Origin of the sequence: Streptomyces sp. JJ38 (assembly GCF_019303475.1) — a bacterium.
Lineage (GTDB): Bacteria > Actinomycetota > Actinomycetes > Streptomycetales > Streptomycetaceae > Streptomyces.
In genome coordinates this window covers 39,799-65,898 of sequence record NZ_JABLSI010000030.1, presented here as the reverse complement: position 1 = coordinate 65,898, position 26,100 = coordinate 39,799, and the positions used below count along the sequence as shown (strand labels likewise).

Sequence of the window (26,100 nt, the reverse complement as noted above, 5' to 3'; positions counted from 1 at the left end):
GGGGCGAAGCCGGGCGCGGGGGCGGGAGCCGGCGCCGCGGGGCCAGGCGGCGGGGCGAAGCCGGGGGCCGCGGCGGAGGCCGCCGGGGGCTCCTCCTGCTCGTCCGCGACCTCACCGCCGAAGTGCTGGAGCAGGGCCGCCAGCCCACCGTCGAAACCCTGACCGACGGCGGCGAACCGCCAGACGTCCTTGACGTAGAAGTCACCGAGCATGACCGCCCGCTCGGTACTGAACTCCGTGCCGTCGAAGGAGTAACGGGCGACTTCCTCGCCCCCCGCCACGATCCGCAGATAGCCCGGGGACACGTTCGACAGCTGGCCCTCGCCGTCGAGGGTGGCGGTGAACGACAGGCGGCGTACCGCGTCCGGGATCTTGTCGAGCGTCACCCGGAAGGACTCGGTGTCCCCGGCCTGGGGCCCGAGCTGCTGGATGGCCTCCTCGGGGGACTTCGGCTGGTTGTAGAAGATGAAGTAGCGGTCGTCCGAGAGCTGTTCGTCGCCGTCGAGGCCGAAGCAGCTGATGTCGAACGTCAGCCCCGGGCCGCCGATCTGCACGCCGACGTACAGATCGGTCCCCGCCGTCAGGTCACTGAGCTTGGCCTTGTGGCCCCGCTGGAATTGCCTCGCCATGCGTAACGACCGTCCCCCATCCGTGCCGGAACCTGCTGCGCGCCAGGCTAACCGGTCGCCCCCGGAGCGCGACCCTCGCGGGGCGCGGACTCGCGGGGTTCACGGGCGTGCGGGAGCCGCCCGGCCGACGCCACGCCCTCCAGGTAGCCGCGGGCCCGCTCGGTGCGGGGGTAGGCCTCCAGCAGCCGCCAGAAGCCTGGCCCGTGCCCGGGGACGAGCAGGTGGGCGAGCTCGTGGAGCAGGACGTAGTCGAGAACGTACTCCGGCATGCCCTGCAGCCGGTGCGAGAGCCGGATCGTCCCCTCCGCCGGGGTACAGGAGCCCCAGCGGTTGTTCTGGTTGGTGACCCAGCGCACCGACGTGGGTTGGGCCCGGCCGTCCAGGTACTGCTCGGAGAGCCGCGCGGCACGCTCGGCCAGTTCCCCGGCCGCCGGGGTCCGCCGGCTCTCCTGCGCGGCCAGCTTGTCCAGCATGACGCCGACCCAGCGCCGCTCGTCGGCCGCGGACATGCGGGCGGGGATGAGCACGACGGTGCGGCCGTCCTCCCGGTAGGCCGACACGGTGCGCCGCCGACGGGCGCTGCGCCGGACCTCGACCGGGCCGTGCTCGGTCACCACGAGCGCGCCCTCCCGGGGGTGCGCGGCATGCGCGGGCGGGCGGCCGTCGAGCGGTGCGGGGCTGTCCAGAGGTTCGGCGGTCACGCCTCGACGGTACCGGGCCGGAGGTCGGCTGCCGAGGTCACATGACTCCTGCGCAGGACTAGTACGACTGTCACCCACCCCCTGTGGACAACTCGACGCACGATCCGGCCGAGAGGTCCATGCTGTCGAAAGTTGGCGGGACTTGAGCCGTTTCCCGCGGTTCGCACGGTACGTCCGCCGTGGGCGGGCACCTTGGAGGGGTCACAGATGCATCCGATGATCAAGCCGGCGCTGCGACGCTGCTGGCGGGACCGGCAGACGGTGCAATACGGGGTCACGCCCGCGCACGCGGTCGTGCTGGGTCCGGTCGACACGGCCACGGGCAGCTTCCTCGACCTGCTGGACGGCACCCGGAGCATGGCCCGGCTGCGGGAGGCCGCGGCCGGGATGGGGCTCGCCCGCGGGACGGCGGAGCGGGTGGTGGACCGGCTGACGGGCGCGGGCCTGCTGGAGGACGCGGCGGCGGTCCGGGGAGCCGCCGTTCCCGGAGCCGCGGGCGAGCGGCTGCGTCCGGATCTGGCCTCGCTGTCGGTCCTGCACCCGCGTCCGGGCACGGCCCCCCGGCTGCTGGCCGCGCGGCGGTCCGCCCAGGTGCAGGTGCGCGGTGGCGGCCGGGTGGGCGGCACCCTGGCCGCGCTCCTGGCCGCCGCCGGGGTGGGGCGGGTGGAGGTGGTGGACGGCGGCTGTGTCACGGCCTGGGACACCGCCCCCGGCGGTGTCGGCCCCGAGCAGGAGGGGCGGCGCAGATCGGCGGCCCTGCGCCGGGTGGTCACGCGGGCGGCGCCCTGGTCCCGGCGGCCCCGGGGCGAGCCGGGCCGCGCGGGGAGCGGCCTGGATCTGGTGGTCTTCGCTCCGCGGGACGGGCTCGCGGCCTACGCGCCGGATCCCGAGTCGGCGCGGGAAGCCCTCGCGGCCGGCCGCCCACACCTGTACACGGGGGTGTTGGAGGCCACCGGCTTCGTCGGCCCGCTCGTCCTGCCCGGCGAGTCGGCCTGTGCGCGGTGCATGTGGGAACGGCGGGCGGCCCGGGAACCGGCCTGGCCGCTCATGGTCGGCCAGTGGCGGCAGTCCCGGCGCACCACGGTCCCGGCCTGCGATGTGGCGCTCGCCGCGGTGACGGCGGGTGCGGCCGCCTCCTTCGTCCTGAGCTTCCTGGACGGGGACGGCGCGGCCCCGCCCGGGGTGCGCGGCTCGTTCGTCCTGCCCGGGCTGCGGCGCGAGGAGGAGGCTGTGCGACCGTATAGCGAGTGCCCGTGCGGTGCCGCCGAAGAGGAGCCCGAGGGGCTCACCGAAGCGGCCCCCGCCTCGGGCATGCCACAGGTGACCATGGCGACCGGGCCGGACGGCACGGGAGCTCCTGGAGCCAGTCCGCGAGTTGGAGGGGCGTCGCATGTCAGATCTTCCCCGTAAGGCCGTGACCCGGACCGCCAAGCTGGCCGCGCTACCACTCGGATTCGCGGGCCGCACGGCACTCGGTATCGGCAAGCGCCTCGGCGGCCGTCCGGCCGAGGCCATCGCCGCGGAGCTTCAACAGCGCACCGCCGAACAGCTCTTCTCGACGCTGGGGTCGCTGAAGGGAGGGGCGATGAAGTTCGGCCAGGCGCTGTCGGTCTTCGAGTCGGCCCTCCCCGAGGAGGTGGCCGGCCCGTACCGGGCCGCCCTGACCAAGCTTCAGGACGCCGCTCCTCCGATGCCGGCGGCGACGGTGCACTCGGTGCTCGCCCAGCGCCTCGGGCCGGACTGGCGGGAGCTGTTCAGCGAGTTCACCGACAAGCCGGCGGCCGCGGCCTCCATCGGCCAGGTACACCGAGCGGTCTGGCACGACGGCCGGGAGGTCGCCGTCAAGGTGCAGTACCCGGGCGCCGGGGAGGCCCTGCTCTCGGATCTCTCCCAGCTGAGCCGGTTCGCCCGGCTGCTGGGCCCGCTCATACCGGGCATGGAGGTCAAGCCGCTGATCTCGGAACTGCGGGAGCGGATCGCCGAGGAGCTGGACTACGGGCTGGAGGCGGAGGCGCAGCGCGCCTACGCCGCGGAGTTCGCCGGGGACCCGGACGTGCGCGTGCCCGAGGTGGTCCACCAGTGCGAACAGGTGCTGGTCACCGAGTGGATGGACGGCACCCCGCTCGCCCTGGTGATCCGCGAGGGCAGCCAGGAGGAGCGGGACCGGGTTGGCCAGCTGCTCGCCCGCTTCCTGTTCAGCGGTACCGCGCGGACCGGCCTGCTGCACGCCGACCCGCACCCGGGCAACTTCCGGCTGCTGGCTGACGGGCGGCTCGGCGTCATGGACTTCGGCACGGTCAACCGGCTGCCGGAGGGGCTGCCCGAACCCATCGGCGTCACGCTGCGGATGACGCTGGAGGGGCGGACCGAGGAGGTCTACGAACTGCTGCGGGGCGAGGGGTTCATCAAGCCGGACATCGAGTTGGACCCGGAGGCGGTCTACGAGTACCTGCGCCCCATCATCGAGCCCGCCGCGGCCGAGGAGTTCCCCTTCGCCCGCGACTGGATGCGTGACCAGGGAGCGCGCATAGCCGACCCCCGCTCCCCGGCACACCAGTTGGGCAAGCAGCTCAACCTCCCCCCGTCCTACCTGCTGATCCACCGGGTGTCCCTGAGCACGATCGGGGTGCTGTGCCAACTCGGCGCCCGGGTGCGGCTGCGCGATGAGCTGGAGAACTGGCTGCCCGGTTTCTGCCCGGAGGAGGCGGCCGAGGAGCTCACCGGGGAGGCCTCCGCCGAGGAAGCCTCTGACGAGACCGGCGAGGAGCGCGCGGAGGAGTGCGCCGGGGAAGACGCCGAGGAAGGCGCCGGAGAGGACTCGGCGGCGGCCAAGGGCCGGGCGGGCCGGGACGGCGTCTCACGGGTGGCTTTGGAAAAGCACACGCAGGAGCCCGACCCGGAGGGTCCGAACGCCGTGGCCGGGACGGTGGCCTGAGACCACCGGGCTCCCGGGCTCCTGGACTCCCGGGCTCCCGGGCTCCTGGGCTCCCGGGCTCCCGGGCCCAACAGCCGGAGCCGGGGCGCTGGTTCGCGCCCCGGCTCCGGGTACCGTCGACGACCGCGGTCTGCCCACACGGGGGCTGCGGTCGGTTCAGGTGGTGTGGTGGTCGTTGTTGCCACGGTGCCGGATCACGGTCGTCGCCTCCCTGGCGTCATCGCCGCGTCCGGGAGCCGGCCGAGAGAGGCTGCGGCCGGCTCCCGGACGCGGCCCGCCGGTGTTTCGGCGGGCCGCGCCCGGGAGCCATGCCGAGCCGGTCGGCTGGTACCGCCGGACGGGCTCTAGTACATGACAGTCCGGGCGAGAGCCCGGCGGGCCTTCAGCGAGGCGCGTTCCGCCTTGCGCTGCATCCGCCGGGCCAGCACGATCTGGTACGCGAGCTGCTCTTCGCGGGCCTCGCTCCGGTACTGCTGTATTCGTGCTCGGCTCAGTGTTTCGGGCATGAGTTGCATCTTGCGGGTCCTGTTCTGCGTGATGGCGGGCCACTCGTCGCGGCTTCGCCCACGTGCGGTGAAGTCGGTGTCGTTCATCGGGTCCTGCTGCGTCGGCCCGTGCGCGGCCGGGCTGTCGATCGTGCCGGGCGCGTTCATGCCGCGACCGGGTTCTTGCGCGGGCGGCCACGCGGCCGCTTCCGGGGCACCACGACGCCCTGGACGAACAGCTCGCCGCCCCAGACGCCCCAGGGCTCGCGACGGTCCTTGGCGCCGGCGAGGCAGGCCTCACGCAGCGGGCAGGTCTTGCACAGCGACTTGGCGTACTCCACGTCGGCGGGAGCCTCGGCGAAGAAGACCTCGGGGTCGTAGCTGCGGCAGGGAACGGCCACGCCGAGCCGGTCGATGGCGTCGTCCAGCTCGGTGAGCGTGGTCAGGGGGGTCAAGGAGTCCTCCGTGGGATCAGGCGGGTTCAGGTCGGTTTGCGGTGACGGTGCGTGCGTCTGCACTGGTGACTTCCTCGTCTGTCGTTGTCGGTCCGGTGGGTGAACCGGGCTGCTCGGGCAAACAGAAGGGCCGCGGTACCCGATGTGGGTTCCGCGGCCCTGGAAGGTGCCGACCTGATCGCCGATCAGGCTGGATCTCTCCAGGGTTCAGGCCCACGGAAGGCCCACATCGTGTGGTGCTTGATGTACAGCGTCTTCTGGCGACGTTCGCCGGCACCCGCCACCGCTGCGGTAAAGGCGTGGGCCGTGGCCCGCGCCCCCGCCACTGCGGCGGATGCCTTCGTCGGTCGCTCATCGCCCACCCGGACACCGGACAGACCGGTGGCCAGGAGGCTGCCGCCGAGCGAGCAGGTGGCAACGACCGAGCGAGCGGTCGTCAGGGCGTTGGTGTTGCCCGGGGTGATCTCGAAGATGCCGTTCACTGGTCTCGCCTCCTCTCGGCGTCTCGGCGGGAACCGGCCGAAGCCGGCCCCGAACGTGTTCAGGGATAAGTACAGCGTGGAAGGGAAGAAGCCGGAAAGCCTGCCGCCCTCTCCACATCCGGAAGGCTATGGGGACGGTGGCGGCCCGCGCAAACTATTTTTCCCACGGTTTTTTCCCAGGTCGTCGGCGCCCCGTCGTGACGAGCACGGAACCTGATGTTCCGTTCAGCCGTCGGCGTCCTCCGCAACGGGCTCCTCACCCGCGCACAGCGCCAGGACGGCGGCGCCGAAGGAGCGCGCCTTGCGTGCCGTGACGCCGGCGATGGAGCGCAGCTCGGACTCGTCGTCCGGCATGCGCTCGGCGATGGCCATGAGCGTCTTGTCCGTGAAGACGCAGAAGTCGGGCTGGCCGATCCTGCTCGCCTGCTCGGCCCGCCATTCGCGCAGCCGCTCGTACAGCTCCTCGTCCAGCTCCGAGGGGCACTCCTCGCAGCGCATGAGCTTGACCTCGCCGGCGTCGGTCAGGGTGCGGCCGCAGACGCGGCAGCGCACGAGCGCCCGCCGCCGCGCGGGGCGGGCCGGGCCGCAGCCGGGCTCGGCACCGCCCCCCGGCGCCGCCGTAGCCCGGCCCCGTGCCGTGACCGCGGGGCCACCGCCGGAGCCCGGGCGCAGGCCGTCGAGAAAGCGCGTCGGCCGGCGGGACGGGCGGCCCCCGGGCGTCCGGGACAGCGACCAGGAAAGCCGCAGATGCCGCCTGGCCCGCGTCACACCGACGTAGAGCAGCCGGCGCTCCTCCTCCAGCTGCTCGGGGGTGCGGGCGTAGCTGATGGGCAGGACGCCCTCGCAGAGGCCGACCAGGAAGACGGCGTCCCACTCCAGGCCCTTGGCCGCGTGCAGTGAGGCCAGCGTCACACCCTCCACCGTGGGGGCGTGCTGGGCGTTGGCCCGCTGGGCGAGTTCCTCGACGAAGGCCGAGAGGGTGGCCTCGGGCCGGGCCCGCTCCAGATCCTCGGCGAGGCGCACGAGGGCGGCGAGGGACTCCCAACGCTCCCGTACGGCGCCCGATCCGGCGGGCGGCTCCGCCGGCCACCCACCGGCCCGGAGCACGGCCCGCACGCGGGCGCTCAGCCCGCGGACGCCGGCGAGCACGGGGTCGTTGTCCCCGGCACGCGCGGCTCCGCGCAGGGAGATGCCCGCCTCGCGCACCTCGGGGCGGTCGAAGAAGCGCTCCGCGCCGCGCAGCCGGTAGGGCACCCCGGCGTCCGCCAGGGCCTGCTCGTACACCTCCGACTGCGCGTTGATCCGGTACAGCACGGCGATCTCGCTGGCGGGCACCCCCGACTCGATGAGATCCCGGACGCGGCGCGCGGTGTCCGCGGCCTCCGCCGGTTCGTCGGCGTGTTCCGCGTAGCCGGGCTCGGGGCCGGCCTCGCGCTGGGAGCGCAGCTCCAGCCGGTGCCGGGCGGCCCGCCCGGCGGCCTGCGCCAGCAGCCCGTTGGCCAGGTGGACGACCTGTGGTGTCGAGCGGTAGTCCCGCACGAGGCGGACCACGGTGGCCGAGGGGTGGCGGGTGCGGAAGTCCAGCAGGTGGTCGGGGGTCGCACCGGTGAAGGAGTAGATCGTCTGCGAGGCGTCCCCGACGACGCACAGGTCGTTCCGCTCGCCGAGCCACAGCTCCAGCAGGCGCTGCTGGAGCGGGCTGACGTCCTGGTACTCGTCCACCACGAAGTGCTGGTACTGGCGGCGGACCTGCTCGGCGATGTCCGCGCGATCCTGCAGGATGGCCACCGTCAGCAACAGGACGTCCTCGAAGTCGATGACTCCGCGCTCCCGCTTGAGCTCCTCGTAGGCGGTGAAGAGGGCGGCGATCTCCGCCGCGTCCCGCGGGACGGCGCGCCCGGCGCGGGCGGCTGCCCCCGGGTAGTCGTCGGGGACGGTCTGGGTGACCTTGGCCCACTCGATCTCGCTCGTCACGTCCCGCAGCTCCGTGCGGTCCAGCCGCAGCCGGGTGCGGACGCCTGCCTCCCCGACGAGCGCGGCCTTGCGGTCGAGCAGGTGGGGCAGCTCACCGCCGACGGCACGCGGCCAGAAGTACTGGAGCTGGCGCAGGGCCGCCGAGTGGAAGGTGCGCGCCTGGACTCCCTCCGCGCCGAGCTGGCGCAGCCGGCCGCGCAGCTCCCCGGCGGCGCGGTTGGTGAAGGTGACGGCGAGCACACCGGCGGGCGGCAGCACGCCCGCGCGCACGCCGTAGGCGATCCGGTGGGTGATGGCACGCGTCTTGCCGGTACCGGCTCCGGCCAGCACGCACACCGGACCGTGCAGGGCCGTCGCGACCTCGCGCTGCTCCGGGTCGAGCCCGGCGAGCACCGCGTCGGCCGACTCCGGTACGCGCGGGAAGGCTGAGGTCTGCGTTGCTGCTGTCACCCCGCCATGCTGCCAGCTCCGCGCCGGGGCCCGTGCCGGTTGTCCACAGGCGCGAGCAGTTCGTCGTACCGACGCGACCCGCCCCACCGGACGACGTCGCCTCGTCCCGAGCCGGACGGCGTCTCCACGTCACCGCATGGGGGCACCAGAGGGGCGCCCCCGGGCCTCAGCGGCCCGGGGCCCCGCGCTCGGCCGACGCCGGATCAGGCGCCGACCTTCTCCTTGACCTGCGCCAACGACGGGTTGGTCAGCGTCGAGCCGTCTGCGAAGAGCAACGTGGGCACCGTCTGGTTACCGCCGTTGGCCTTCTCCACGAACGCCGCCGAATCCGGGTCCATCTCGATGTTGACCTCGGTGTACGGGATGCCTTCGCGGTCCATCTGGCCCTTCAGGCGGCGGCAGTAGCCGCACCAGGTGGTGCTGTACATCGTCACGGTTCCCTGCATGGGGCTTGAGCTCCTTCGCGTCGTTGGGGGTCGTGCGCTCGGCACAGGGGGAACGCGGACCGGCCCGCCGGGATTCCCGGGGCCCGGGAACGGGGGAAAGCGGCCCGGGCCCGGGCCCGGCCGGTGGGCTGCATCAGGCCGCGGACACGGTGGGCAGCGGGCCCCCGTACCAGTGCTCCACCAGCCGGGCGGCGATCGAGATGCCTGAGGGCGACTTCACCTCGCCGGCCAGGATCGCGGCGCGCAGCTCCTCCCGGGAGAACCAGCGGGCCTCCTCGATCTCCTCGCCGTCCACCGTGATCGCCGGGTCCACGGCACGGGCCAAGAAGCCCAGCATGAGGCTGGTGGGGAAAGGCCACGGCTGGCTGGCGACGTACTCCACGGAGCCGACGGTGACCCCGGCCTCCTCCGCGACCTCGCGGATCACCGCGTTCTCCAGCGACTCCCCCGGCTCGACGAAACCGGCCAGGGTGGAGAAGCGGCCCTCGGGCCAGTGCACCTGGCGGCCGAGGAGCGCCCGGTCCTTCTCGTCGGTGACGAGCATGATCACGGCCGGGTCGGTGCGCGGGTAGTGCTCGGCGCCGCAGGCCGGGCAGCGGCGCACGTGTCCGGCGGCGGCGATGACGGTGCGCTCGCCGCAGCGGGAGCAGAAGCGGTGGAGGCGCTGCCAGTTCTCCAGGGCCACCGCGTGCACGAGCAGGGCCGTGTCGCGCTCGCCGAGCAGGGCGCCCGCCTCCCGCAGCCCGGCCGGGCGGGCCAGGTCGTCCATGCGGCCGGGCAGCGCGTCCTTCTGCAGGGCGAAATAGCGCACCCCCTCGGCGTCCACGCCCAGGAAGTAGCGGTGTGACTCGGTGAACGGCGCGTCGAAGGACGGCATGGTCACCAGCTCGGTGCCGCCGTCCTCGGTGTCCACGATCAGGGCCTGGCCGCCGGAGACCACGAAGCAGCGGGTGGTGGGGTGACTCCAGGCCGCCGCCAGCCACGCCTCGTCGAGCCGGTGTCCGGCCGCCCGGTCTATGCCTCCGGTGCCGGCCAGCGTGAGCGGGCGCTCGGTGTACTCCTCGGTCCAGGTCGTCACGGCGGTTCGGTGCTCCTTGTCGACGTCGACAGGTTCGGGCGCTCGGGCGTGCCTGCGAGCTTATCGGTGCCGTCGTGCGGCTGTGTCCCCCTTGCGGAGCCGTCCGCTCCCGGCGGGGTGCCGTCCAGGAGCAGCCGCTCCAGCTCGGCCCGCCCCGGCAGGGCCGCGGGCCGGACCACGCGGCCGCTGCGCACGTGCAGGAACGCCGCCCGCACCGCCTGGGGGTCCAGGCCGTGCTGCTCGGCCCAGGCCAGCCGGTAGAGCGCCAGCTGCAGCGGGTCGGCGGCCTGCCCGCGGCCGGTCTTCCAGTCGATGATCTCGAAGCCGTCCTCGTCCCGGTAGACGGCGTCGATCCGGCCCCGGACGATGCGCCCGCCCAGTTCCAGCTGGAAGGGCGCTTCGACGCGGTACGGGGTGCGCTCGGCGTAGGGGGTGCGGGAGAAGGCGGCCTTGAGGACCTCCAGCTCCCGTTCGTCGGCACGCTCGGCCGCGCCTTCCGGGCCCCCTTCCAGCCCGCCGAGCGGGCCCTCGTCGTCCTCGGCGCCGGGCAGCTCGTCCGGGCCGAGCATGGGCAGGGCCAGCTCCTCGAAGCGCGACTCGACCCAGGCGTGGAAGAGCGTGCCCCTGCGGGCCGCGGCCGGGCGGGGCGGGCGCGGCATCGGACGGGCGAGGTCACGGGCGAACTGCTCCGGGTCCGCGGCGAGGCGCATCAGCTCCGAGGCGGTCAGGCTGGCGGGCAGCGTCACTTCGCGCCGGGTGCGGCGGGCCCGGCGCAGCTCGCCGGCCAGGGCCGTCAGGTCCCGGTCCCAGGAGGCGGCCAGCCGCTCCTCCTCGGGGGTGAGCAGGGACTCCTCCTCCGGCGCCGGCTGCTGGGCGGGGACGGGTGCCTCGGGCCCGCCCAGGGAATCCAGGTGCGCCTGTACGGCCTCGGCGGCGGCGCGACGCCGGGCGAGGGACTCCTCGTCGAGCGGCAGCGGCCAGGCCCGTTCCTCCTCGGGCGCGGCCAGTGCCGGGTTCTCGGCGCCCTCGGGCGGCGCCTCGGCCCAGGACTCCACCTCGCCGTGGGCCGGGTCCGCCTCGACGTGGGCACGGACGGCGTCCAGGAAGAGCGAGGGGCCGCGGGGCTTCTTCTGGCTGGGTCCCCACCAGTGCCCGGAGGCGAGCAGCAGACCGCGGGGGCGCGTGAAGGTGACGTAGCCGAGCCGCAGCTCCTCGGTGGCCTGGTGCTCCTTGGCGGCGGCCTCGTAGGCGGTGCGCGCCCTGGCCGTCCAGCCGCCCAGTTCGGGCAGGGTGGCGGCGTCGCCGCGCAGGGGGTGCGGAAGCACCCTGGGCTGGGTGAGCCAGGAGTCCTGGCCGCGCTCGCTGGGGAACTGGCCGGCGACGAGCCCGGGGACGGCGACGACGTCCCACTCCAGGCCCTTCGACTTGTGGGCCGTCAGCACCTTCACGGTGTTCTCGCCGCCCGGCAGGGAGCTGTCCAGCCCCTTCTCGTAGCGGACGGCGGTGCGCAGGAAGCCGAGGAAGGCGAGCAGCGTCGTCTCGCCGTCGAGCGAGGCGAAGCCGGCGGCCAGGTCGAGGAAGGTGCCCAGCGTCTCCCGGCGGCGGGCGGCCAGTGCCTCGGGGGACGCGGCCAGCTCCACCTCAAGGCCGGTGACGGCGAGGACACGGTGCAGCACGTCCATCAGCGGGTCGGCCAGGGAACGGCGCAGCTCCCGGATCTCGGCCGCCAGCCGGGCGAACCGCACCCGCGCCGCGGCGGAGAACGGCAGCTCGTCCTCGTGCCCGCCGGATTCCAGGAAGGTGTCCAGGGCGTCGGCCAGCGAGACGACCTCGGCCGGGTCGGTGCCTTCCACGGCGGCGGCGAGCCGGGCGTCGGCGTCGGCCTGGTCGAGGGGTGGGGGCGCGGCCAGCAGCCGGGCGCGGCGGCCGAGCAGCGCGAGGTCCCGGGGACCGATGCGCCAGCGGGGCCCCGTCAGGAGCCGGACGAGGGCCGCGTTGGCCGTCGGGTCCTGGAGGACCTCGCAGGTGGCGACGAGGTCGGCGATCTCCGGCAGGTGCAGCAGCCCGGACAGGCCCACGACCTCGACGGGCAGGTCGCGGGCGACGAGGGCGGCGTGGATCTCGGCGAAGTCGGCCGCGCCCCGGCACAGCACCGCGATCTCGCCCGGTGGGGTGCCGGTGCGGACGAGGTGGGCGAGGGAGTCGGCCAGCCACTCCAGCTCCTGGGCGTGCGTCTCCAGCAGCGCGCACCGCACCCGCCCGGCCCGCTCCTCGCCCGGTGCGGCACGCAACGCCTCCACCCCTGCGTGCCGGGCGCGCAGCGGAGCGGCGAGGGTGTTCGCGAGCGCCAGGAGACGGCCGCCGCTGCGCCGGTTCTCGCTGAGCGCGTACCGGGCGGCGGGCGTCCCGCCGGGGCCGGCGAAGTGCCGCGGGAACTCGTCCAGGTTCGCCACCGAGGCGCCGCGCCAGCCGTAGATGGCCTGGCAGGGGTCGCCCACGGCGGTCACGGGATGGCCGGTGCCGGAGCCGAACAGCCCGGCGAGCAGCACCCGCTGGGCGACGGAGGTGTCCTGGTACTCGTCCAGCAGGACGACGGCGTACTGCTCCCGCAGCAGCCGCCCGACCTCCGGGACGTCCCGGGCCAGCCGGGCGGCGAGCGCGATCTGGTCCCCGAAGTCGACGAGGTCGCGCTCGCGCTTGCGGGCCCGGTATTCCTCGACGAGGCCGAGCAGCTCCAGCCGCCCCCGGGCCGTGTGCGGCACCTTGCGCAGAGCGGCGTTGGTCAGCTTGACGGCGCCGCCCTCAAGGTGGGCCGTCAGCTCGGTGTCGTACGCCCTCAGCCGTTCCGGCTCCACGAGATGCTCGGCCAGCTCGCCGTCCAGCGCCAGCAGGTCCTCGACGAGCGCGCCGAGGTTCTTGGTCAACGCGGTGAAGGGTCCCGGCGCCGCCCGCAGCACCGAGGCCGCCAGCTGGAACCGGGTGGCGTCCGCCAGCAGCCGTACGGTGGGCTCGACGCCGAGGCGCAGCCCGTGCTCCGTCAACAGCCGCCCGGCGAAGGCGTGATAGGTGGAGATGTCCGGCTCGCCCGGTTCCTCCTCGGGCTCGGCCGGAGCGGTGTCCAGCACACCGGCGGCCACCAGCGCCCGGCGCACCCGCTCCGCCAGCTCGCCGGCCGCCTTGTTGGTGAACGTGAGCCCCAGCACCCGGTCGGGCGCCACCTGGCCGGTGCCGACCAGCCACACGACCCGGGCCGCCATCACCGTCGTCTTGCCCGACCCGGCGCCCGCGACGATGACCTGCGGGGCGGGCGGCGCCGTGATGCACGCCAGCTGCTCCCCGGTGAAGGGGATGCCGAGCAGCTCCTTGAGCTGCTCCGGGTCGCTGAGCCGTGCCGTCACGGGGCAAGACGCTAACGCGCCCCGCCGACACCGGACGACGCCCCCACCCACGAGGCCCGCGTCACACCCCGTCCGCGAGCAGCTCCACCAGCCTGGTACCGCTTCGCGCCGGGTTCGGCACGAAGCGGTATCCCATCACGGGCCCGTCGGCCGGGGAGAGCCCGGAGGTTACGCCTCGGCACCCTCGGCCAGGGCGTTCAGGTCGACGGCGTCGGCGGGGGCGGTGACCTCGATCGGCTTGTCGAAGTCGGAGAAGGTCATCTTCTCGACCGTCCCGTCCTGGGTCTCGTTGGTCATCTCGAGGATGTAGGGCGCGTCGTCGTCGTTGGCGACCAGGCCCGTCGTCGTCTCGCCCTCTTCCTTCGTGGTGATCGGGATGACCTCGACGCCCTGGTGCTGAGTCTTCTCGCCCTTGGTCGCCGAGGGGTCGGAGCCGGCGTCCGAGGCGTCGCCCATCAGCTCGCCGAGGTCGCAGAACCCGGAGATGTCCTCGTCCTTGCCCATGTCCACCCAGCGGTCGGCGAGGAGGTCGACCATGATGTCCTCGACCTCCTGCGGCTCCTCGGAGTTGGCGCGCCAGAACTTCTCGTCGGCCTTCATGTAGCCGTGCCCCTCGACGCCGATGAACTCGAAACCGCCGGTGGGCTGGGACATGCTGCCCTCGCAGGAGCCGCCCTTGTCCAGGGCGATCTCCATCTCCGTCTCCACACCGTCGAGGTCGACGGTGCCCTTGACGCGCATGCTCTCCGACTGCGTCATGGCCTCCTCGGAGAGTCTCATGATCTCCTGGGCGGTCTTGCGCTCCAGCTCCGTGCCGACGGACTTCTCGACGGTCGGCTCCGGCTGTGGCGACGACGCGGGCGTCTGCGCGCCCCCGGCACTGGTGTCGTCGCCCTCCGACCCGCAGCCGGCGAGACCCAGCACGAGTGCGGCGACGGCCGCCGTGGCACGGATGGTGGTCTTCACGTGTTCGTTCCCCTCCCTGGTTGCCGCGCCTGGACGGCGCGAAGCGGTATCCCATCACAGCGAGGTGGCCGCCCGGCGGGCGGGCCACCGCCCGGCCTCACTCCACGACGTGGCGGCCCTCGGGGCGGGCGCTGCAGGAGGAGCGGAAGGAGCAGTTGGCGCACTGGCGGCCGGGGTTGGGCGTGAAGCGCTCGTCGAGGACGCGACCGGCGGCGGTGGCGAGGAGCTCGCCGACCCACTCGCCCTCCGGCCGTGGGGGCAGGGGCTCCTGGCGCTGGACGGCCGGGAGCGCGTCGCCGCCGTCCCGCTTGGCCGCGGGGAGGCGGAGGTGGACGAGTTCGGCGCCGCCCGCCTCCAGCGCCGGGTCGCCCTCCCGGACGGCGAGCTGGTAGACGGCGAGCTGGGGATGCCGCTCGACGTCGGCGGCCGTGGGCTTGGCCTGGCCGGTCTTGAAGTCGACGACGTAGACGCGGCCTTCGGCGTCCTGCTCCAGCCGGTCGACACTCCCCCGGACCCGGACCCGGACCTCCCCGGCGGTGAGGGTCACGTCGAACGGGTGTTCGGTGCCGATGGTCCGGCGGCCGGAGCGGTCCAGCACGTGCCAGCGAAGGAAGCGTTCTAGGGCCGCCCGGGCGTTCTCCTTCTCCTGGCGGGACTTCCAGGGCGCCTCGAAGGCGAGGGCGTCCCAGACGGAGTCGAGGCGTTCGAGCAGCACGCCCAGGTCCGCCGGCGTGGTGCCGGAGGCGACCTCGTCGGCCAGGACGTGCAGCACGTTCCCGAAGCCCTGGGCGGTGGAGGGCGGGGCGTCGGCCTTCACCTCCCGGCCCAGGAACCACTGGAGGGAGCACTGCGAGGTGAGCTGGCCGAGCGCGCTGCCGGACAGGGCGACGGGCAGTTCCGGATCGCGCAGCGGCACGGCGGAGCGGGTGGGTTCGGCCAGGCCCCACCAGCGCTGGGGGTGGGCCGCCGGAACCAGGGCGTGGCCGTCGTCGTCGCGGAGGGCTGCCAGCCGGGCGAGCCGCCGGGCGGCCGCCTCGCGCAGGGCGGGGCTCGCGGCGGGGTCGACGGTGGTGGCGCGCAGTTCCGCGACGAGTCCGGCCACGGACAGCGGGCGCGGTGGCCGTCCGCCGACGTCGCGCGGTTCGACGCCCAGTTCGGCGAGAAGCCGGGAGGGCTGGTCGGCCTCGTCGGTGGCGCCCTTGACGGCGGTGACGACGAGGCGGTCCTTCGCCCGGGTCGCGGCGACGTAGAAGAGCCGCCTCTCCTCGGCCAGGAGGGCGCCGGGCGGGAGGGGTTCGGCGAGGCCGTCCCGGCCGATGCGGTCGGCCTCCAGGAGGGAGCCGCGCCGGCGCAGGTCGGGCCAGAGCCCTTCCTGGACACCGGCGACGACGACGAGCCGCCACTCCAGCCCCTTGCTGCGGTGGGCGGTCATGAGGCTGACGGCCTCGGGGCGGGCAGCCCGCCGGGCGAGCGTGTCGGCGGCGATGTCCTGGGCGTCCAGCTCGGCGAGGAAGTTGAGCGCGCCGCGGCCGCCGGTGCGCTCCTCGGCACGGGCGGCGGCTGCGAAGAGGGCGCACACGGCGTCGAGGTCGCGGTCGGCGTTGCGGCCCGCGGCACCGCCGCGGCGGGCGGCGCGTTCGAGCCGTGCGGGCCAGGTGGTGCCGTTCCAGAGCTCCCAGAGGGCTTCTTCGGCGGTGCCGCCTCCGGCCAGCAGTTCACGCGCCTTGCGGAGCAGCAGGCCGAGGTTCTGGGCGCCGGACGCGTAGGCGGGGTCGTGGGCGACGAGGCGTTCGGGTTCGGCGAGGGCCAGGGCGAGGAGTTCGTCGGAGGAGCGGGGGACGGCATGTCCCGCGGCACGCTCCTCCTCGCGCAGGGCTCGGCCGAGGCGGCGCAGGTCGGCGCTGTCCAGGCCGCCGAGCGGGGAGGCGAGGAGGGTCAGGGCGGTCTCGGTGTCCAGCCAGGCGGGGGCTACGGACTCCCCGGCGCCATCCGCCCCGGACTCCCCGGCGCCTTCGGGGCCGGCGTCCGAGGCGTCCGAGGCGTCCGAGGCGTCCGAGGCGTCCTCCGCGGGCGCCTCGGCCGCGCTGCCCGCGACCGCGCGCAGGGCGGTGAGCAGGGGCGTGACGGCCGGTTCGCGGCGCAGCGGCAGGTCGTCGCCGGAGACGTCGACGGGGACCCCGGCCGAGGTGAGGGCCCGGCGCAGCACGGGCAGCGAGGCGCCCGCGCGGACGAGGACCGCCATCTCCGTCCAGGGCACGCCGTCCTCCAGATGGGCGCGGCGCAGCAGGTCGGCGATGTTGTCGGTCTCGGCCCCGGCCGTGGGATACGTGTACGCCTCGACGCGCCCTCCGGGGCGCTCGGCCGTCGGTTCGCGGTGGGCCCGGACGGCGTCCGCGGGCAGCTTGGGCAGCGGCATCCGGCGGGTGAGCAGGCGGGTGGCGGTGAGCAGGGCGGCGCCGGAGCGGCGGTTGGCGCGCAGGACGGCGGTGCGCGCGCCCGGGAAGATCTCGGGGAAGTCGAGGATGCCGTTCACGTCGGCGCCCCGGAAGGCGTAGATGGACTGGTCGGGGTCGCCGAAGGCCACCATGGTCCGCCGGGCGGCGGGCGGCCCGGCGAGGGCCCGCAGGAGGCGCACCTGGGCCGGGTCGGTGTCCTGGTACTCGTCGATGTAGACGGCGTCGTAGGCCCCGGCCAGGAACTCGGCGGCGCCCTCGGGCCCGGGGCGCTCGGCGAGGAGGACGGCGCGGTGGACGAGCTCGGCGTAGTCGAGCACGCCCTGGAGGTCCAGGACGTCGAGGTACTCGGCGAGGAACGCGGCGGCGGCCGACCAGTCGGGGCGCCCGGTGCGGGCGGCGAAGGAGGCCAGCTCCTCGGGGGCGAGCCCGAGCTCCCGGGTGCGGGCGAGCACGGCGCGCAGTTCGTCGGCGAAGCCGCGGGTGGTGAGACAGGCGCGCAGCTCGTGGGGCCAGTCGAGGTTCGGAGCGGCGCCTTCCGCATGTCCCCGCAGGAGGTCACGGATGTGAAGGTCCTGTTCGGGACCGGAGAGCAGCCGGATGGGCCGGGCGAAGAGTTCGGCATCCTGGTGGGCGCGCACGAGTGCGTAGCAGTACGAGTGGAACGTGGTCGCCTGGGGGGCGGCCCCGCCCATTCTGGCGGCCATGCGGTCCCGCAGCTCGACGGCCGCCTTACGGCTGAAGGTCACGACGAGGACGCGCTCCGGGTCCGCGCCCCGGCGCACCCTCTCGGCGACGGCCTCGACCAGCGTCGTCGTCTTACCGGTGCCAGGCCCGGCGAGGACGAGCAGGGGGCCCCGGACATGGTCAACCACAGCCCGCTGCCCTGCGTCCAAGGCAGGGAGACTCGCCCGATCCGGCGGCGTGCGCACCAACCGGTAGCCATCGGACATCTGGGGGGAACTCACGTGGATCGCCGGTCCTGGGGTCTGTGCTGGGTGGTGCAGACGGTACGCGACGGGCCTGCCGGGCCGCAGGGCGTCTCAGCGGTACCCCGGACGGCGCGCTCGCCTCTGGAGACGGCGAACGATGACGGAAGCTGGTAAGTGTGAACGGCCTGGAGCACCGCAACCGCGGAACGGCTTGGTACGGCGCCCGCAGCGCCCCGCTAGCGGGAAGCGCCCGGATGGGGGACGCGCGCTGGCGCCCCGGAGTCCTCCGGATGGACGCCCGCGCTGCCGTGCCCGGTGCCGCGTGCGGTGCCGTGCCCGGCGTCGGCTCCCGGGCCGTCGCCCCCCGAGCCGTCCCAGCGGGCACGGGAGAGGTCCAGCCGGGGCGGCCCGCCGGTGGCGGGCTCCCGCAGCGGCGTTCCCTCCGCCCTGTAGTGCGCGAGGGCGCGCTGCTCGTGGCCCGGCAGCAGGGCGCCGTCCGCTCGCACGACACGCCACCACGGGACGCCGCCGCCGTACAGGGCCATCACGCGGCCGACCTGGCGGGGCCCGCCGGTACCCCGGGAACGGGCGGGGCGGGATATCGCGGGGCCCCGGAAGCCGGGGTCCGCGCCGCCGCCCCACGGCTCGGCCGCCGGGCGGGCACGCGCCGCGCCCGGCTCCTCGGCGTCCAGCTCGGCGTCCTCCTCGCGCAGCCACCGCGCCACGTCCCCGTAGGTCAGGACGCGCCCGGGCGGGATCAGCTCGGCGACCTCCAGCACCCGTTCCGCGTATTCAGGCAGCTCTCCCATGGGGGTCATGGTGCCGTACGCCTCGGACACTCCCCGGGTCCCGGATGTCGGGAAGCTCACAGGTCTGCCCGCACCTGCGCCCTGATGCACGCGGCCGAGGCCCGCGCATGCCACCATCATCCGGGCGGTGACGCGTGATACGGGACAGAGACCAGCAGTCGGAGCAGCAGCAGCCGGGTGGGCCCTCCACGGAGAAGGAGGGCGGCCGGGCTGACGTCGCACACCCGCCGGCGGCCCCCGCGCGGGACGACGTGGCCGAAGCCCCCGCCCCGCGGCGGAAACCCGCCCTCCCCACGACCCGCACGACCGGCACCGGCAGCACGAGCAGCACCGAAACCAGCACCGGCACCGGCACCGGCACCAGCACCGGCCACGTCAACGGCACCGCCCGGGCGATGCAGTCCGGCCCCGCGGCCGGGCTGCGGCATCTGCTGCGCCGGGCGGCGGGCTGGCCCCCGCACCCCGAGGGTGACGGCTCCGACCGGCTCGAGAGCGACGAACCGCTGTTGTCGGCGCGGGTGCACCGCCCCTCCGACCTGATGCGGCTGCTGCTCGGCACGGTGGGCATCGCCGTCGTCCTGGCCATCGCCTACTTCGCACATGCGACGACGGCGGGGATCGAGCAGGACATCGACAAGGGTGCGGGCCAGGCTCCCCCCCTGGTCATCAGCATCCTGGGCGTGGTCTCCAGCATCGCGGTGCTGATCGTTCCGGTGGCCTTCGCCATCGAACGGCTGATCAAACGCGACGGGCTGCGGATCGCCGACGGTGTGCTGGCCGCCGTGCTCGCGCACGGGGTCTCGCTCACCGCCGCGCTGTGGATCGCCGAGGCGGCGCCCCTCCCGATCCAGGAGGCCTTCACCAAGCCCGCGCCCGGCGGCGGGATGACCGATCCGGTGCACAACTACCTGGGGCCGGTCATCGCCTACATGACGGCGGTCGGGATGGCCCGCAGGCCGCGCTGGCGGGTGCTGCTGTGGGTGGTGCTACTGGCCGACGCGCTGTCCGTGCTGATCAGCGGCTACACCACGTCGATGGCGATCGTGCTGACGGTACTGATCGGCTGGAGCGTGGCCTACGGCACCGTGTACGCCGTCGGCTCCCCCAACGTGCGTCCGACCGGGCAGAACCTGCTGGCGGGGCTGCGGCGGGTCGGCTTCAGCCCGGTCACGGCGCTGCGCGCGGAGGACGGGTACGGCGACCACGACCGGGGCCGCCGCTACGTCGTCACGATGGAGGAGGGCCCGCCCCTCGACGTCACCATCGTGGATCGCGAGCAGCAGGCTCACGGCTACTTCTACCGGGCCTGGCGGCGGCTGGTCCTGCGCGGCATCGGCCAGCGCCGCAGCCTGCAGTCGCTGCGGCAGGCTCTGGAGCAGGAGGCGCTGCTGGCGTACGCCGCGATCGCGGCCGGGGCCAACGCGCCGAAGCTCATCGCGACCTCGGAGCTGGGCCCGGACGCCGTCATGCTCGTCTACGAGCACATCGGCGGCCGTCCACTCGACGCGCTGCCGGACGACGAGGTCACCGACACCCTCATGGAGGCGTCCTGGCGGCAGGTGCGGGCGCTGCAGTCCCGGCGCATCGCCCACCGCCGGCTCAGCGGGGACGCCCTGCTGGTGGATCGTTCCGGCGCCGTCTTCCTGACCGACCTGCGGGTCGGCGAGATCGCCGCGGGCGACATCAGCCTCCGCATGGACGTGTCCCAGCTGCTGACCACCTTCGGCCTGCGGGTGGGGGCCCAGCGGGCCGTCCGCGCCGCCGTGAACGTCCTCGGGCCGGACACGGTGGCCGACAGCCTGCCGCTGCTCCAGCCGCTCGCCCTAAGCCGCAGCACCCGGCACACCCTGCGCAGGCTCGCCAAGGAGCGGGCCGAGCGGGAGCGGGAGCGGGTGCTGGAGGTCGCGAAGGCGCACCGCGAGGCCCGGGAGGCGCGGTCGAAGGACTCGGGCGAGCCGCAGCTGCCCGAGGAGGCGGCCCGTTCGGAGGCCGCCGAGCACGATCGAGCGGAGGCGGAAGCCGTCGACCGGGCGGTGGAGGAGACCCGGGAGGAGGACCTCCTCTCCCAGATCCGGCAGGAGGTCCTGCTCATAAGGCCGCAGGCCCCGGTGGTCCCCGTCCAGCTCGAACGCATCCGGCCCCGCACCCTGGTGAGCTTCATCGCGGGCGCGCTGGCGGCCTACTTCCTGCTCACGCAGCTCACCCACGGCAGCTTCACCGATCTGGTCTCCGACGCTCACTGGGGCTGGGTGGCGTTCGCCGTCGCCGCCTCGGCCATGAGCTATGTGGGCGCGGCGCTGAGCCTGCTCGGCTTCGTACCGGAGAAGGTGCCGTTCCCGCGCACGGTCGCCGCGCAGGTCGCGGGCTCGTTCGTGAAGCTGGTGGCGCCCGCGGCGATCGGCGGTGTCGCGCTCAACACTCGCTTCCTCCAGCGGGCGGGCGTGCGCCCCGGCTACGCGGTGGCGAGCGTCGGCGCGTCGCAGCTGTTCGCGCTCAGCGTGCACGTCCTCCTGCTGCTGAGCTTCGGCTACATCACCGGCAAGGAGCAGGCGCCGTCCATCCCGCCGTCCCGCACGGTGATCGCCGGTCTGCTGACGGCGGCGGTGCTGGTGCTTGTCGTCTCGGCGATCCCGCCGCTGCGCCGCTTCGTCGTCACCCGGCTGCGGGTGCTGTTCGCGGGCGTGGTGCCGCGCATGCTCGACGTCGTCCAGCGGCCCACGAAGCTGGCCAGCGGCATCGGCGGCATGCTCCTGCTGACCGTGGCCTTCGTGCTGTGCCTGGACGCCTCGGTGCGGGCCTTCGGCGGCGAGGTGAGCTTCGCGATGGTCGCCGTGGTGTTCCTCGCGGGGAACGCACTCGGCTCGGCCGCCCCCACCCCCGGCGGTCTGGGGGCCGTGGAGGGCGCGCTCATCTTCGGCCTCACCACGCTCGGCGGCCTGGGCGAGGGGACGGCGATCTCCGCCGTGCTCCTCTTCCGGCTGCTCACGTTCTGGCTGCCCGTCCTGCCCGGCTGGCTGGCGTTCACCCGGTTGACGGCCCGCAAGGCGCTGTGACGTCCCCGGGTACGGCGGCGCGTCCGCTCACCCGGACGGTCCCGTACAGCAGGCGGGAGCTGCGGTGACGCGCTGACGATGGCATCCCCGACCGAGGGAGCCGCCATGACAGCACGCGTCCGCCGGGGATCGACCGTCGCCGCCGCCATCCTCCTCACCGCCGGCCTGGCCGGCACGTCCGGCTGCGGGGGCGGCTCCGGGGCGCCCGACGGGCGTTCGACGCCGCAGGCCGCCGGGCAGTCGCCGAGTCCGCCGCCGGCTCCGGAGCTGCCGTCCTCCCTGACCGGGCAGCATCTGGACTGGCGGGCGTGCCCGCCCGCCCCGGCGTACGGCGGCGGTGCGGAACCGCGGGAGCCCGAGCCGCTGCCCGACGGCACGGAGTGGCGGTGCGCTTCGATGAAGGCGCCGCTGGACTACGACGACCCCGACGGGGAGACGATCGAGGTCGCCCTGGTCCGGGCCGCCGCCGCGGCCGAGGGTGAGGACCGGATCGGCTCGCTGATCTTCAACTTCGGAGGCCCGGGCGGCTCCGGCGTGGTCACGCTGCCCGTCTCCGGAGCGGAGTTCGCACGGCTCCACGAGCGCTACGACCTGGTGAGCTTCGACCCGCGCGGCGTCGCCCGCACCGCCGGCGTGCGCTGCCTGTCGGACGCGGAGCTGGACGCCTACCACCAGGAGGCCACGCTCCCCACCGGCCCGTCCGAGGAGGAGACGTACCTCGACCAGCAGGCGGACTACGCGCGAGCCTGCGAGAAGAACTCCGGGCCGATCCTGGACCACCTGCGCACGACGGACACCGCCCGCGACCTGGATCTGATGCGGCAGGTCCTCGGGGACGACCGGCTGTACTACTTCGGCATCTCCTACGGCACCGAGCTGGGCGGCGTCTACGCGCACCTGTACCCGCGGAACGTGGGCCGTGCCGTCTTCGACTCCGTCGTGGACCCGACGCTGGACCCGGCCGAGTCCGCGCTGAACCAGACGAAGGGCTTCCAGCTGGCCCTGACCAACTATCTCAAGGCCTGCGACCAGACCGGCGAGTGTCCGGTCGGGGAGACGCCCGCCCAGGGCGAGCAGGAGATCGTGGACCTGCTGGACCAGCTGGAGAAGGACCCGTTGCCGACCAACGACCCCGACGGGCGCGCGCTGAACAGCTCCCTCGCCTCGGCGGGGATCGCACTCTCCCTGTATTCGCAGGAGTTCTGGCCCGTCCTGACCGAAGGGCTGGAGGACGCGCTCAACGACGGCGACGGAACCCTGCTGCTGCGGCTGAGCGATCTGCTGAACGGCCGCCGCGAGGACGGCACGTACGACAACAGCCAGGCGGCGCTGACGGCCATCAGCTGCGCCGACACCAAGCCGCGCTACACCCTGGAGGACGTGCGCGAACGGCTGCCGGAGTTCACGGAGGCCTCACCGGTGTTCGGTGCCTACTCGGCCTGGGGGCTGGTCTCCTGCCACGAGTGGCCGGTGGACGGCGCGTGGGAGCACCCGACGGTGAGCGCCCCGGACGCGGCTCCCATCGTGCTGGTCGGCATCACCGGTGACCCGGCGACCCCGTACGAGGGCGCGGCGCGGATGGCCGACCAGCTGGGCGGGGACGCGGTCGTGCTGACCTACCGGGGCGAGGGGCACGGCGCCTACAACAGCGGCGACCCGTGTGTGCAGCGGCGGGTGAACGAGTACCTGCTGGAGGGCAAGGTGCCGGAGGACGGCGCCGAGTGCGGCGGGGAGTAGGCGCGGCGTGAGGGCCCCGCGCCCCGCCCGGCGGCCACCGGGCGGGGCGGAACGGACGGGGCCGCACGGACGGGCGCGCCCGGGCCGGATCGGTCCGGCACGGGCGCGTTCCGCCAAGCGCCGTGCTCAGTAGACGGGCTTCTCCGGCTCGATCTGGTTCACCCAGCCGATGACGCCGCTGCCGACGTGGACGGCGTCGGAGAACCCGGCGTTCTTCAGCACCGCGAGGACTTCCGCGGACCGGACACCCGTCTTGCAGTGCAAGACGATCTTCTTGTCCTGCGGAAGGTCCTGGAGGGCGTTGCCCATGAGGAAGTCGTTCTTCGGGACGAGCCGGGCGCCCGGGATCGAGACGATCTCGTACTCGTTCGGCTCGCGCACGTCGATGATGTCGATGCTCTCGCCCTCGTCGATCCAGGCCTTGAGCTGCTTCGGCGTGATCGTCGAACCGGCCGCGGCCTCCTGGGCCTCGTCGGAGACGACACCGCAGAACGCCTCGTAGTCGATCAGCTCGGTGACGGTCGGGTTCTCACCGCACACCGCGCAGTCCGGGTCCTTGCGAACCTTGACCTGGCGGTAGGTCATCTCCAGGGCGTCATAGATCATCAGCCGACCGACCAGCGGGTCGCCGATGCCGGCGAGCAGCTTGATGGCCTCGTTGACCTGGATCGAACCGATGGAGGCGCACAGCACGCCCAGCACGCCGCCCTCGGCGCAGGAGGGGACCATGCCCGGCGGCGGGGGCTCGGGGTAGAGGCAGCGGTAGCACGGGCCGTGCTCGCTCCAGAACACCGACGCCTGGCCGTCGAAGCGGTAGATCGAGCCCCACACGTACGGCTTGTTCAGCAGCACGCAGGCGTCGTTGACCAGGTAGCGGGTGGCGAAGTTGTCGGTGCCGTCGACGATCAGGTCGTACTGGGCGAACAGCTCCATGACGTTCGTCGAGTCGAGCCGCTCCTTGTGCAGGTTGACCTGCACGTGGGGGTTGATCCCGAGCACCGTGTCCTTGGCGGACTCGGCCTTGGAGCGGCCGATGTCGGCCTGGCTGTGGATGATCTGGCGCTGGAGGTTCGACTCGTCGACCTCGTCGAACTCCACGATGCCCAGCGTGCCCACGCCCGCGGCGGCGAGGTACATCAGGGCGGGCGAGCCGAGACCGCCGGCGCCCACGCACAGCACCTTGGCGTTCTTCAGCCGCTTCTGCCCCTCCATCCCGACGTCCGGGATGATCAGATGGCGGGAGTACCGGCGGACCTCGTCGACGGTGAGCTCGGCAGCCGGCTCGACCAGCGGTGGCAGCGACACGGAGACCTCAGCTTGGGTGGTCGGAACGTACGGTTGTTCTGTCCGTAACACTGCCACGCGCGATCTCATTCCGAGATGGCTGTTCCGGTCCGCGAGATGATTTCGTCCCAGTAGCCGGGCAGCGTCTCGAACGGGTCAGTGCCGGAGCTCCTGGATCCGGACGATACGCCGGGAATCGGACGCCGTGGCCGATCCGTGGCGTCCGTCACGTAGACGGTCCCGGCGCCCTGCCAGCGCGCGATCCGCAGCGCCTCCTCCAGATGCCCGCGCGGCACCCCGTGGACGAGATGGCAGAAGCGCGACGGCGGGTGGTCCGCCGTCCACGCCGCCGCCTCGGACCAGCGGTATTCGGCCCAGGACCCCCGGAAGGCGACGAGCTGCTCGACGAGGTCCAGATAGCCAGGGTGCGGATAGGCGTCCGTGCCCAGCACCACGTGGAGCGGCGGGTGGCCGTGCTCGGCGGCGACCGAGCGCAGCGCGCCGACGGCGGCGGCGGTCGCCGGGAGCGCGGCGAGGGCGGCCGGGGCGCGGTCGACGTAGAAGCCGCCGACCCCGTACCAGTCCAGGAACCGGCCCGCCTCCGTCAGCAACTCCGCGCCCGGACGGCTGCCGCGCCGGAAGTCGAGATGGCCCAGGAGCGGCACCCCGGCCGAGCGCAGCCGCGCCGCCGCCGTCAGGCAGTACGGGTCGGGACGCGCCCCGGCACCGCCGGTCACCGGCACCTTGAGGACCGCCCAGTGCACCGGCGCGCCCGGCCGGGCCAACTCCGCCCACTCCACCGGGGCGACCATCGGGTGCGCGTACCCCGGCACCCCGACGCCGAGCCGGCCCGCACAGCGGCCCGGGGGCGCCGGGACCGGTCTCAGATCCGACACGCCGCCTCCATCCAGATGTCGGCCAGCGACTCCTCCAGCCCGATGCGGGGACGCCAGCCGAGCCGGTCCCGCGCGGTGCGCACGTCGGCCTGCTGCCACGCGCCGCAGCCGTCGGGGTAGGGGGGCTGCGCGTGCCCGGGACCCAGGTGCGGCTCGTCCAGCTCCAGGACGGAGCCGGTGTACCCGGCCACCCGCACGAGCGTCCCGGCGGCCTCCCGCAGCCGTACCGCCCGCCCGGTACCGATGTTGACGATGCCCTGGGCGGCCGACAGCGAGGCCGCGTGCACGGCCCGGGCGACGTCCCGGACGTCCACGAAATCCCGCTGGACGCCGAGCCCCGCCAGCTTGAACTCGTGGTCGCCGTGCTGCATGGCCCGGCGCATCGCCTCGGCCAGGCGGCCGAGCGGCGAGCCCGCCGGGGTGCCCGGTCCGGCCGGGGAGAAGACGCGCAGCACGATGGCGTCCAGGCCCGAGCCGAGGACCAGTTCCGTCGCGGCGAGCTTGCTGACGCCGTAGTGGCCGCCCGGCCGCGGCACGGCGTCCTCGGCCGTGGACGAGCCGGACGGGGACGGCCCGTACTCGGCGGCACAGCCCACGTGCACCAGCCGGGCGGTGCAGCCGCTGCGCCGCAGCGCCTCGCACACGGTGGCGGTGCCGACGGTGTTGTGGCGCAGCAGGTCGCGGGCGGTGCCCCGGATGGCTCCGGCGCAGTTGATGACGACGCCGGGGTGGACGGCGTCCAGGAAGCGGGTGAGCGCGCCCGGGCTGCCGTTGGACAGGTCGAAGCGGACGTCGGAGTCGTCCCGGCGGCCGAGCGCCGTGAGCTGCACGGCCGGGTCGGCGAGGAGTCGGTCGGCCACGAAACGGCCGAGGAAGCCGTTGGCCCCGAGCAGCAGCACCCTCATCGTGCTTCCTCCCCCGGGAGGCGGAAGACGCC

19 protein-coding genes are annotated in these 26,100 nt (G+C 74.1%); 4 read left to right on the top strand and 15 right to left on the bottom strand.

The window, feature by feature from the left end; translation table 11 throughout:
* Together HPT28_RS17465 and HPT28_RS17460 are read right to left on the bottom strand one after the other, a co-directional pair.
* A partial coding sequence (locus tag HPT28_RS17465) for a TerD family protein (protein WP_219092039.1) occupies window positions 1-629 on the bottom strand: 629 nt, incomplete at its 3' end.
* A gap of 47 nt (window positions 630-676) precedes the next feature.
* Window positions 677-1,246, bottom strand: coding sequence for a M48 family metallopeptidase (locus HPT28_RS17460; RefSeq protein WP_308119331.1), 570 nt, complete (start codon window positions 1,244-1,246; stop codon window positions 677-679).
* A gap of 291 nt (window positions 1,247-1,537) precedes the next feature.
* Between HPT28_RS17460 and HPT28_RS17455 the strand changes: the two genes are divergently transcribed.
* Window positions 1,538-2,740: a ThiF family adenylyltransferase gene (locus HPT28_RS17455; RefSeq protein WP_219092038.1), complete on the top strand. Its 1,203-nt coding sequence runs from the start codon at window positions 1,538-1,540 to the stop codon at window positions 2,738-2,740.
* Window positions 2,721-4,265 (top strand): AarF/ABC1/UbiB kinase family protein, encoded by a 1,545-nt coding sequence (locus HPT28_RS17450; protein ID WP_219092037.1) that lies wholly within the window; start codon window positions 2,721-2,723, stop codon window positions 4,263-4,265. Before HPT28_RS17455 ends, HPT28_RS17450 begins: the two co-directional genes overlap by 20 nt.
* A 344-nt stretch (window positions 4,266-4,609) precedes the next feature.
* Here HPT28_RS17450 and HPT28_RS17445 read toward each other — a convergent pair whose 3' ends face one another.
* The 10 genes from HPT28_RS17445 to HPT28_RS17400 form a co-directional block, all read right to left on the bottom strand.
* On the bottom strand, window positions 4,610-4,918 hold the full coding sequence (locus tag HPT28_RS17445; RefSeq protein WP_219092036.1) for a hypothetical protein: 309 nt from the start codon (window positions 4,916-4,918) through the stop codon (window positions 4,610-4,612).
* Window positions 4,915-5,268, bottom strand: a complete 354-nt coding sequence (locus tag HPT28_RS17440) for a WhiB family transcriptional regulator (protein WP_219092035.1) — start codon at window positions 5,266-5,268, stop codon at window positions 4,915-4,917. Before HPT28_RS17440 ends, HPT28_RS17445 begins: the two co-directional genes overlap by 4 nt.
* 122 nt (window positions 5,269-5,390) lie before the next feature.
* Window positions 5,391-5,687: a hypothetical protein gene (locus HPT28_RS17435; protein ID WP_219092034.1), complete on the bottom strand. Its 297-nt coding sequence runs from the start codon at window positions 5,685-5,687 to the stop codon at window positions 5,391-5,393.
* Between the two features lie 225 nt (window positions 5,688-5,912).
* A complete protein-coding gene (locus HPT28_RS17430; protein WP_219092033.1) occupies window positions 5,913-8,111 on the bottom strand; it encodes an ATP-dependent DNA helicase UvrD2 in 2,199 nt (732 codons plus the stop codon).
* A gap of 203 nt (window positions 8,112-8,314) precedes the next feature.
* A complete protein-coding gene (locus HPT28_RS17425; protein ID WP_219092032.1) occupies window positions 8,315-8,557 on the bottom strand; it encodes a mycoredoxin in 243 nt (80 codons plus the stop codon).
* 133 nt (window positions 8,558-8,690) lie between these two features.
* Window positions 8,691-9,635 carry an NAD(+) diphosphatase gene (gene nudC, locus HPT28_RS17420; protein WP_219092031.1) on the bottom strand — a complete coding sequence of 315 codons (945 nt, stop codon included), beginning with the start codon at window positions 9,633-9,635 and terminating at the stop codon, window positions 8,691-8,693.
* Window positions 9,632-13,033 (bottom strand): ATP-dependent DNA helicase, encoded by a 3,402-nt coding sequence (locus HPT28_RS17415; RefSeq protein WP_219092030.1) that lies wholly within the window; start codon window positions 13,031-13,033, stop codon window positions 9,632-9,634. Before HPT28_RS17415 ends, nudC begins: the two co-directional genes overlap by 4 nt.
* Before the next feature lie 168 nt (window positions 13,034-13,201).
* Window positions 13,202-13,999: a hypothetical protein gene (locus HPT28_RS17410; protein WP_219092029.1), complete on the bottom strand. Its 798-nt coding sequence runs from the start codon at window positions 13,997-13,999 to the stop codon at window positions 13,202-13,204.
* A 97-nt stretch (window positions 14,000-14,096) separates the two neighbouring features.
* Window positions 14,097-17,405: an ATP-dependent DNA helicase gene (locus HPT28_RS17405; RefSeq protein ID WP_219092044.1), complete on the bottom strand. Its 3,309-nt coding sequence runs from the start codon at window positions 17,403-17,405 to the stop codon at window positions 14,097-14,099.
* A 215-nt stretch (window positions 17,406-17,620) separates the two neighbouring features.
* Window positions 17,621-18,202, bottom strand: a complete 582-nt coding sequence (locus HPT28_RS17400; RefSeq protein ID WP_257578798.1) for an MGMT family protein — start codon at window positions 18,200-18,202, stop codon at window positions 17,621-17,623.
* 125 nt (window positions 18,203-18,327) lie between these two features.
* Here HPT28_RS17400 and HPT28_RS17395 point away from each other — a divergent pair, with 125 nt between their 5' ends.
* Complete coding sequence (locus HPT28_RS17395; RefSeq protein ID WP_308119328.1) at window positions 18,328-21,246, top strand: lysylphosphatidylglycerol synthase transmembrane domain-containing protein; 2,919 nt, start codon at window positions 18,328-18,330, stop codon at window positions 21,244-21,246.
* Between the two features lie 105 nt (window positions 21,247-21,351).
* Complete coding sequence (locus HPT28_RS17390) at window positions 21,352-22,983, top strand: alpha/beta hydrolase (RefSeq protein ID WP_219092027.1); 1,632 nt, start codon at window positions 21,352-21,354, stop codon at window positions 22,981-22,983.
* Window positions 22,984-23,109: 126 nt separating this feature from the next.
* On the opposite strand, the gene moeZ is transcribed toward HPT28_RS17390, so the two are convergent.
* The 3 genes from moeZ to HPT28_RS17375 form a co-directional block, all read right to left on the bottom strand.
* Window positions 23,110-24,288: an adenylyltransferase/sulfurtransferase MoeZ gene (moeZ, locus tag HPT28_RS17385; protein ID WP_219092026.1), complete on the bottom strand. Its 1,179-nt coding sequence runs from the start codon at window positions 24,286-24,288 to the stop codon at window positions 23,110-23,112.
* 65 nt (window positions 24,289-24,353) lie between these two features.
* Window positions 24,354-25,163 (bottom strand): spherulation-specific family 4 protein, encoded by an 810-nt coding sequence (locus tag HPT28_RS17380; RefSeq protein WP_308119327.1) that lies wholly within the window; start codon window positions 25,161-25,163, stop codon window positions 24,354-24,356.
* On the bottom strand, window positions 25,151-26,068 hold the full coding sequence (locus tag HPT28_RS17375; RefSeq protein ID WP_219092025.1) for an NAD(P)-dependent oxidoreductase: 918 nt from the start codon (window positions 26,066-26,068) through the stop codon (window positions 25,151-25,153). Before HPT28_RS17375 ends, HPT28_RS17380 begins: the two co-directional genes overlap by 13 nt.
* Between the last annotated feature and the right edge of the window lie 32 nt (window positions 26,069-26,100).

Coding starts and splice junctions, on each gene's coding strand:
- HPT28_RS17455 (WP_219092038.1), top strand. CDS start 1,538: ATGCATCCGATGATCAAGCCGGCGCTGCGACGCTGCTGGCGGGACCGG.
- HPT28_RS17450 (WP_219092037.1), top strand. CDS start 2,721: ATGTCAGATCTTCCCCGTAAGGCCGTGACCCGGACCGCCAAGCTGGCC.
- HPT28_RS17445 (WP_219092036.1), bottom strand. CDS start 4,918: ATGAACGCGCCCGGCACGATCGACAGCCCGGCCGCGCACGGGCCGACG.
- HPT28_RS17425 (WP_219092032.1), bottom strand. CDS start 8,557: ATGCAGGGAACCGTGACGATGTACAGCACCACCTGGTGCGGCTACTGC.
- HPT28_RS17405 (WP_219092044.1), bottom strand. CDS start 17,405: ATGTCCGATGGCTACCGGTTGGTGCGCACGCCGCCGGATCGGGCGAGT.
- HPT28_RS17400 (WP_257578798.1), bottom strand. CDS start 18,202: ATGACCCCCATGGGAGAGCTGCCTGAATACGCGGAACGGGTGCTGGAG.
- HPT28_RS17390 (WP_219092027.1), top strand. CDS start 21,352: ATGACAGCACGCGTCCGCCGGGGATCGACCGTCGCCGCCGCCATCCTC.
- HPT28_RS17375 (WP_219092025.1), bottom strand. CDS start 26,068: ATGAGGGTGCTGCTGCTCGGGGCCAACGGCTTCCTCGGCCGTTTCGTG.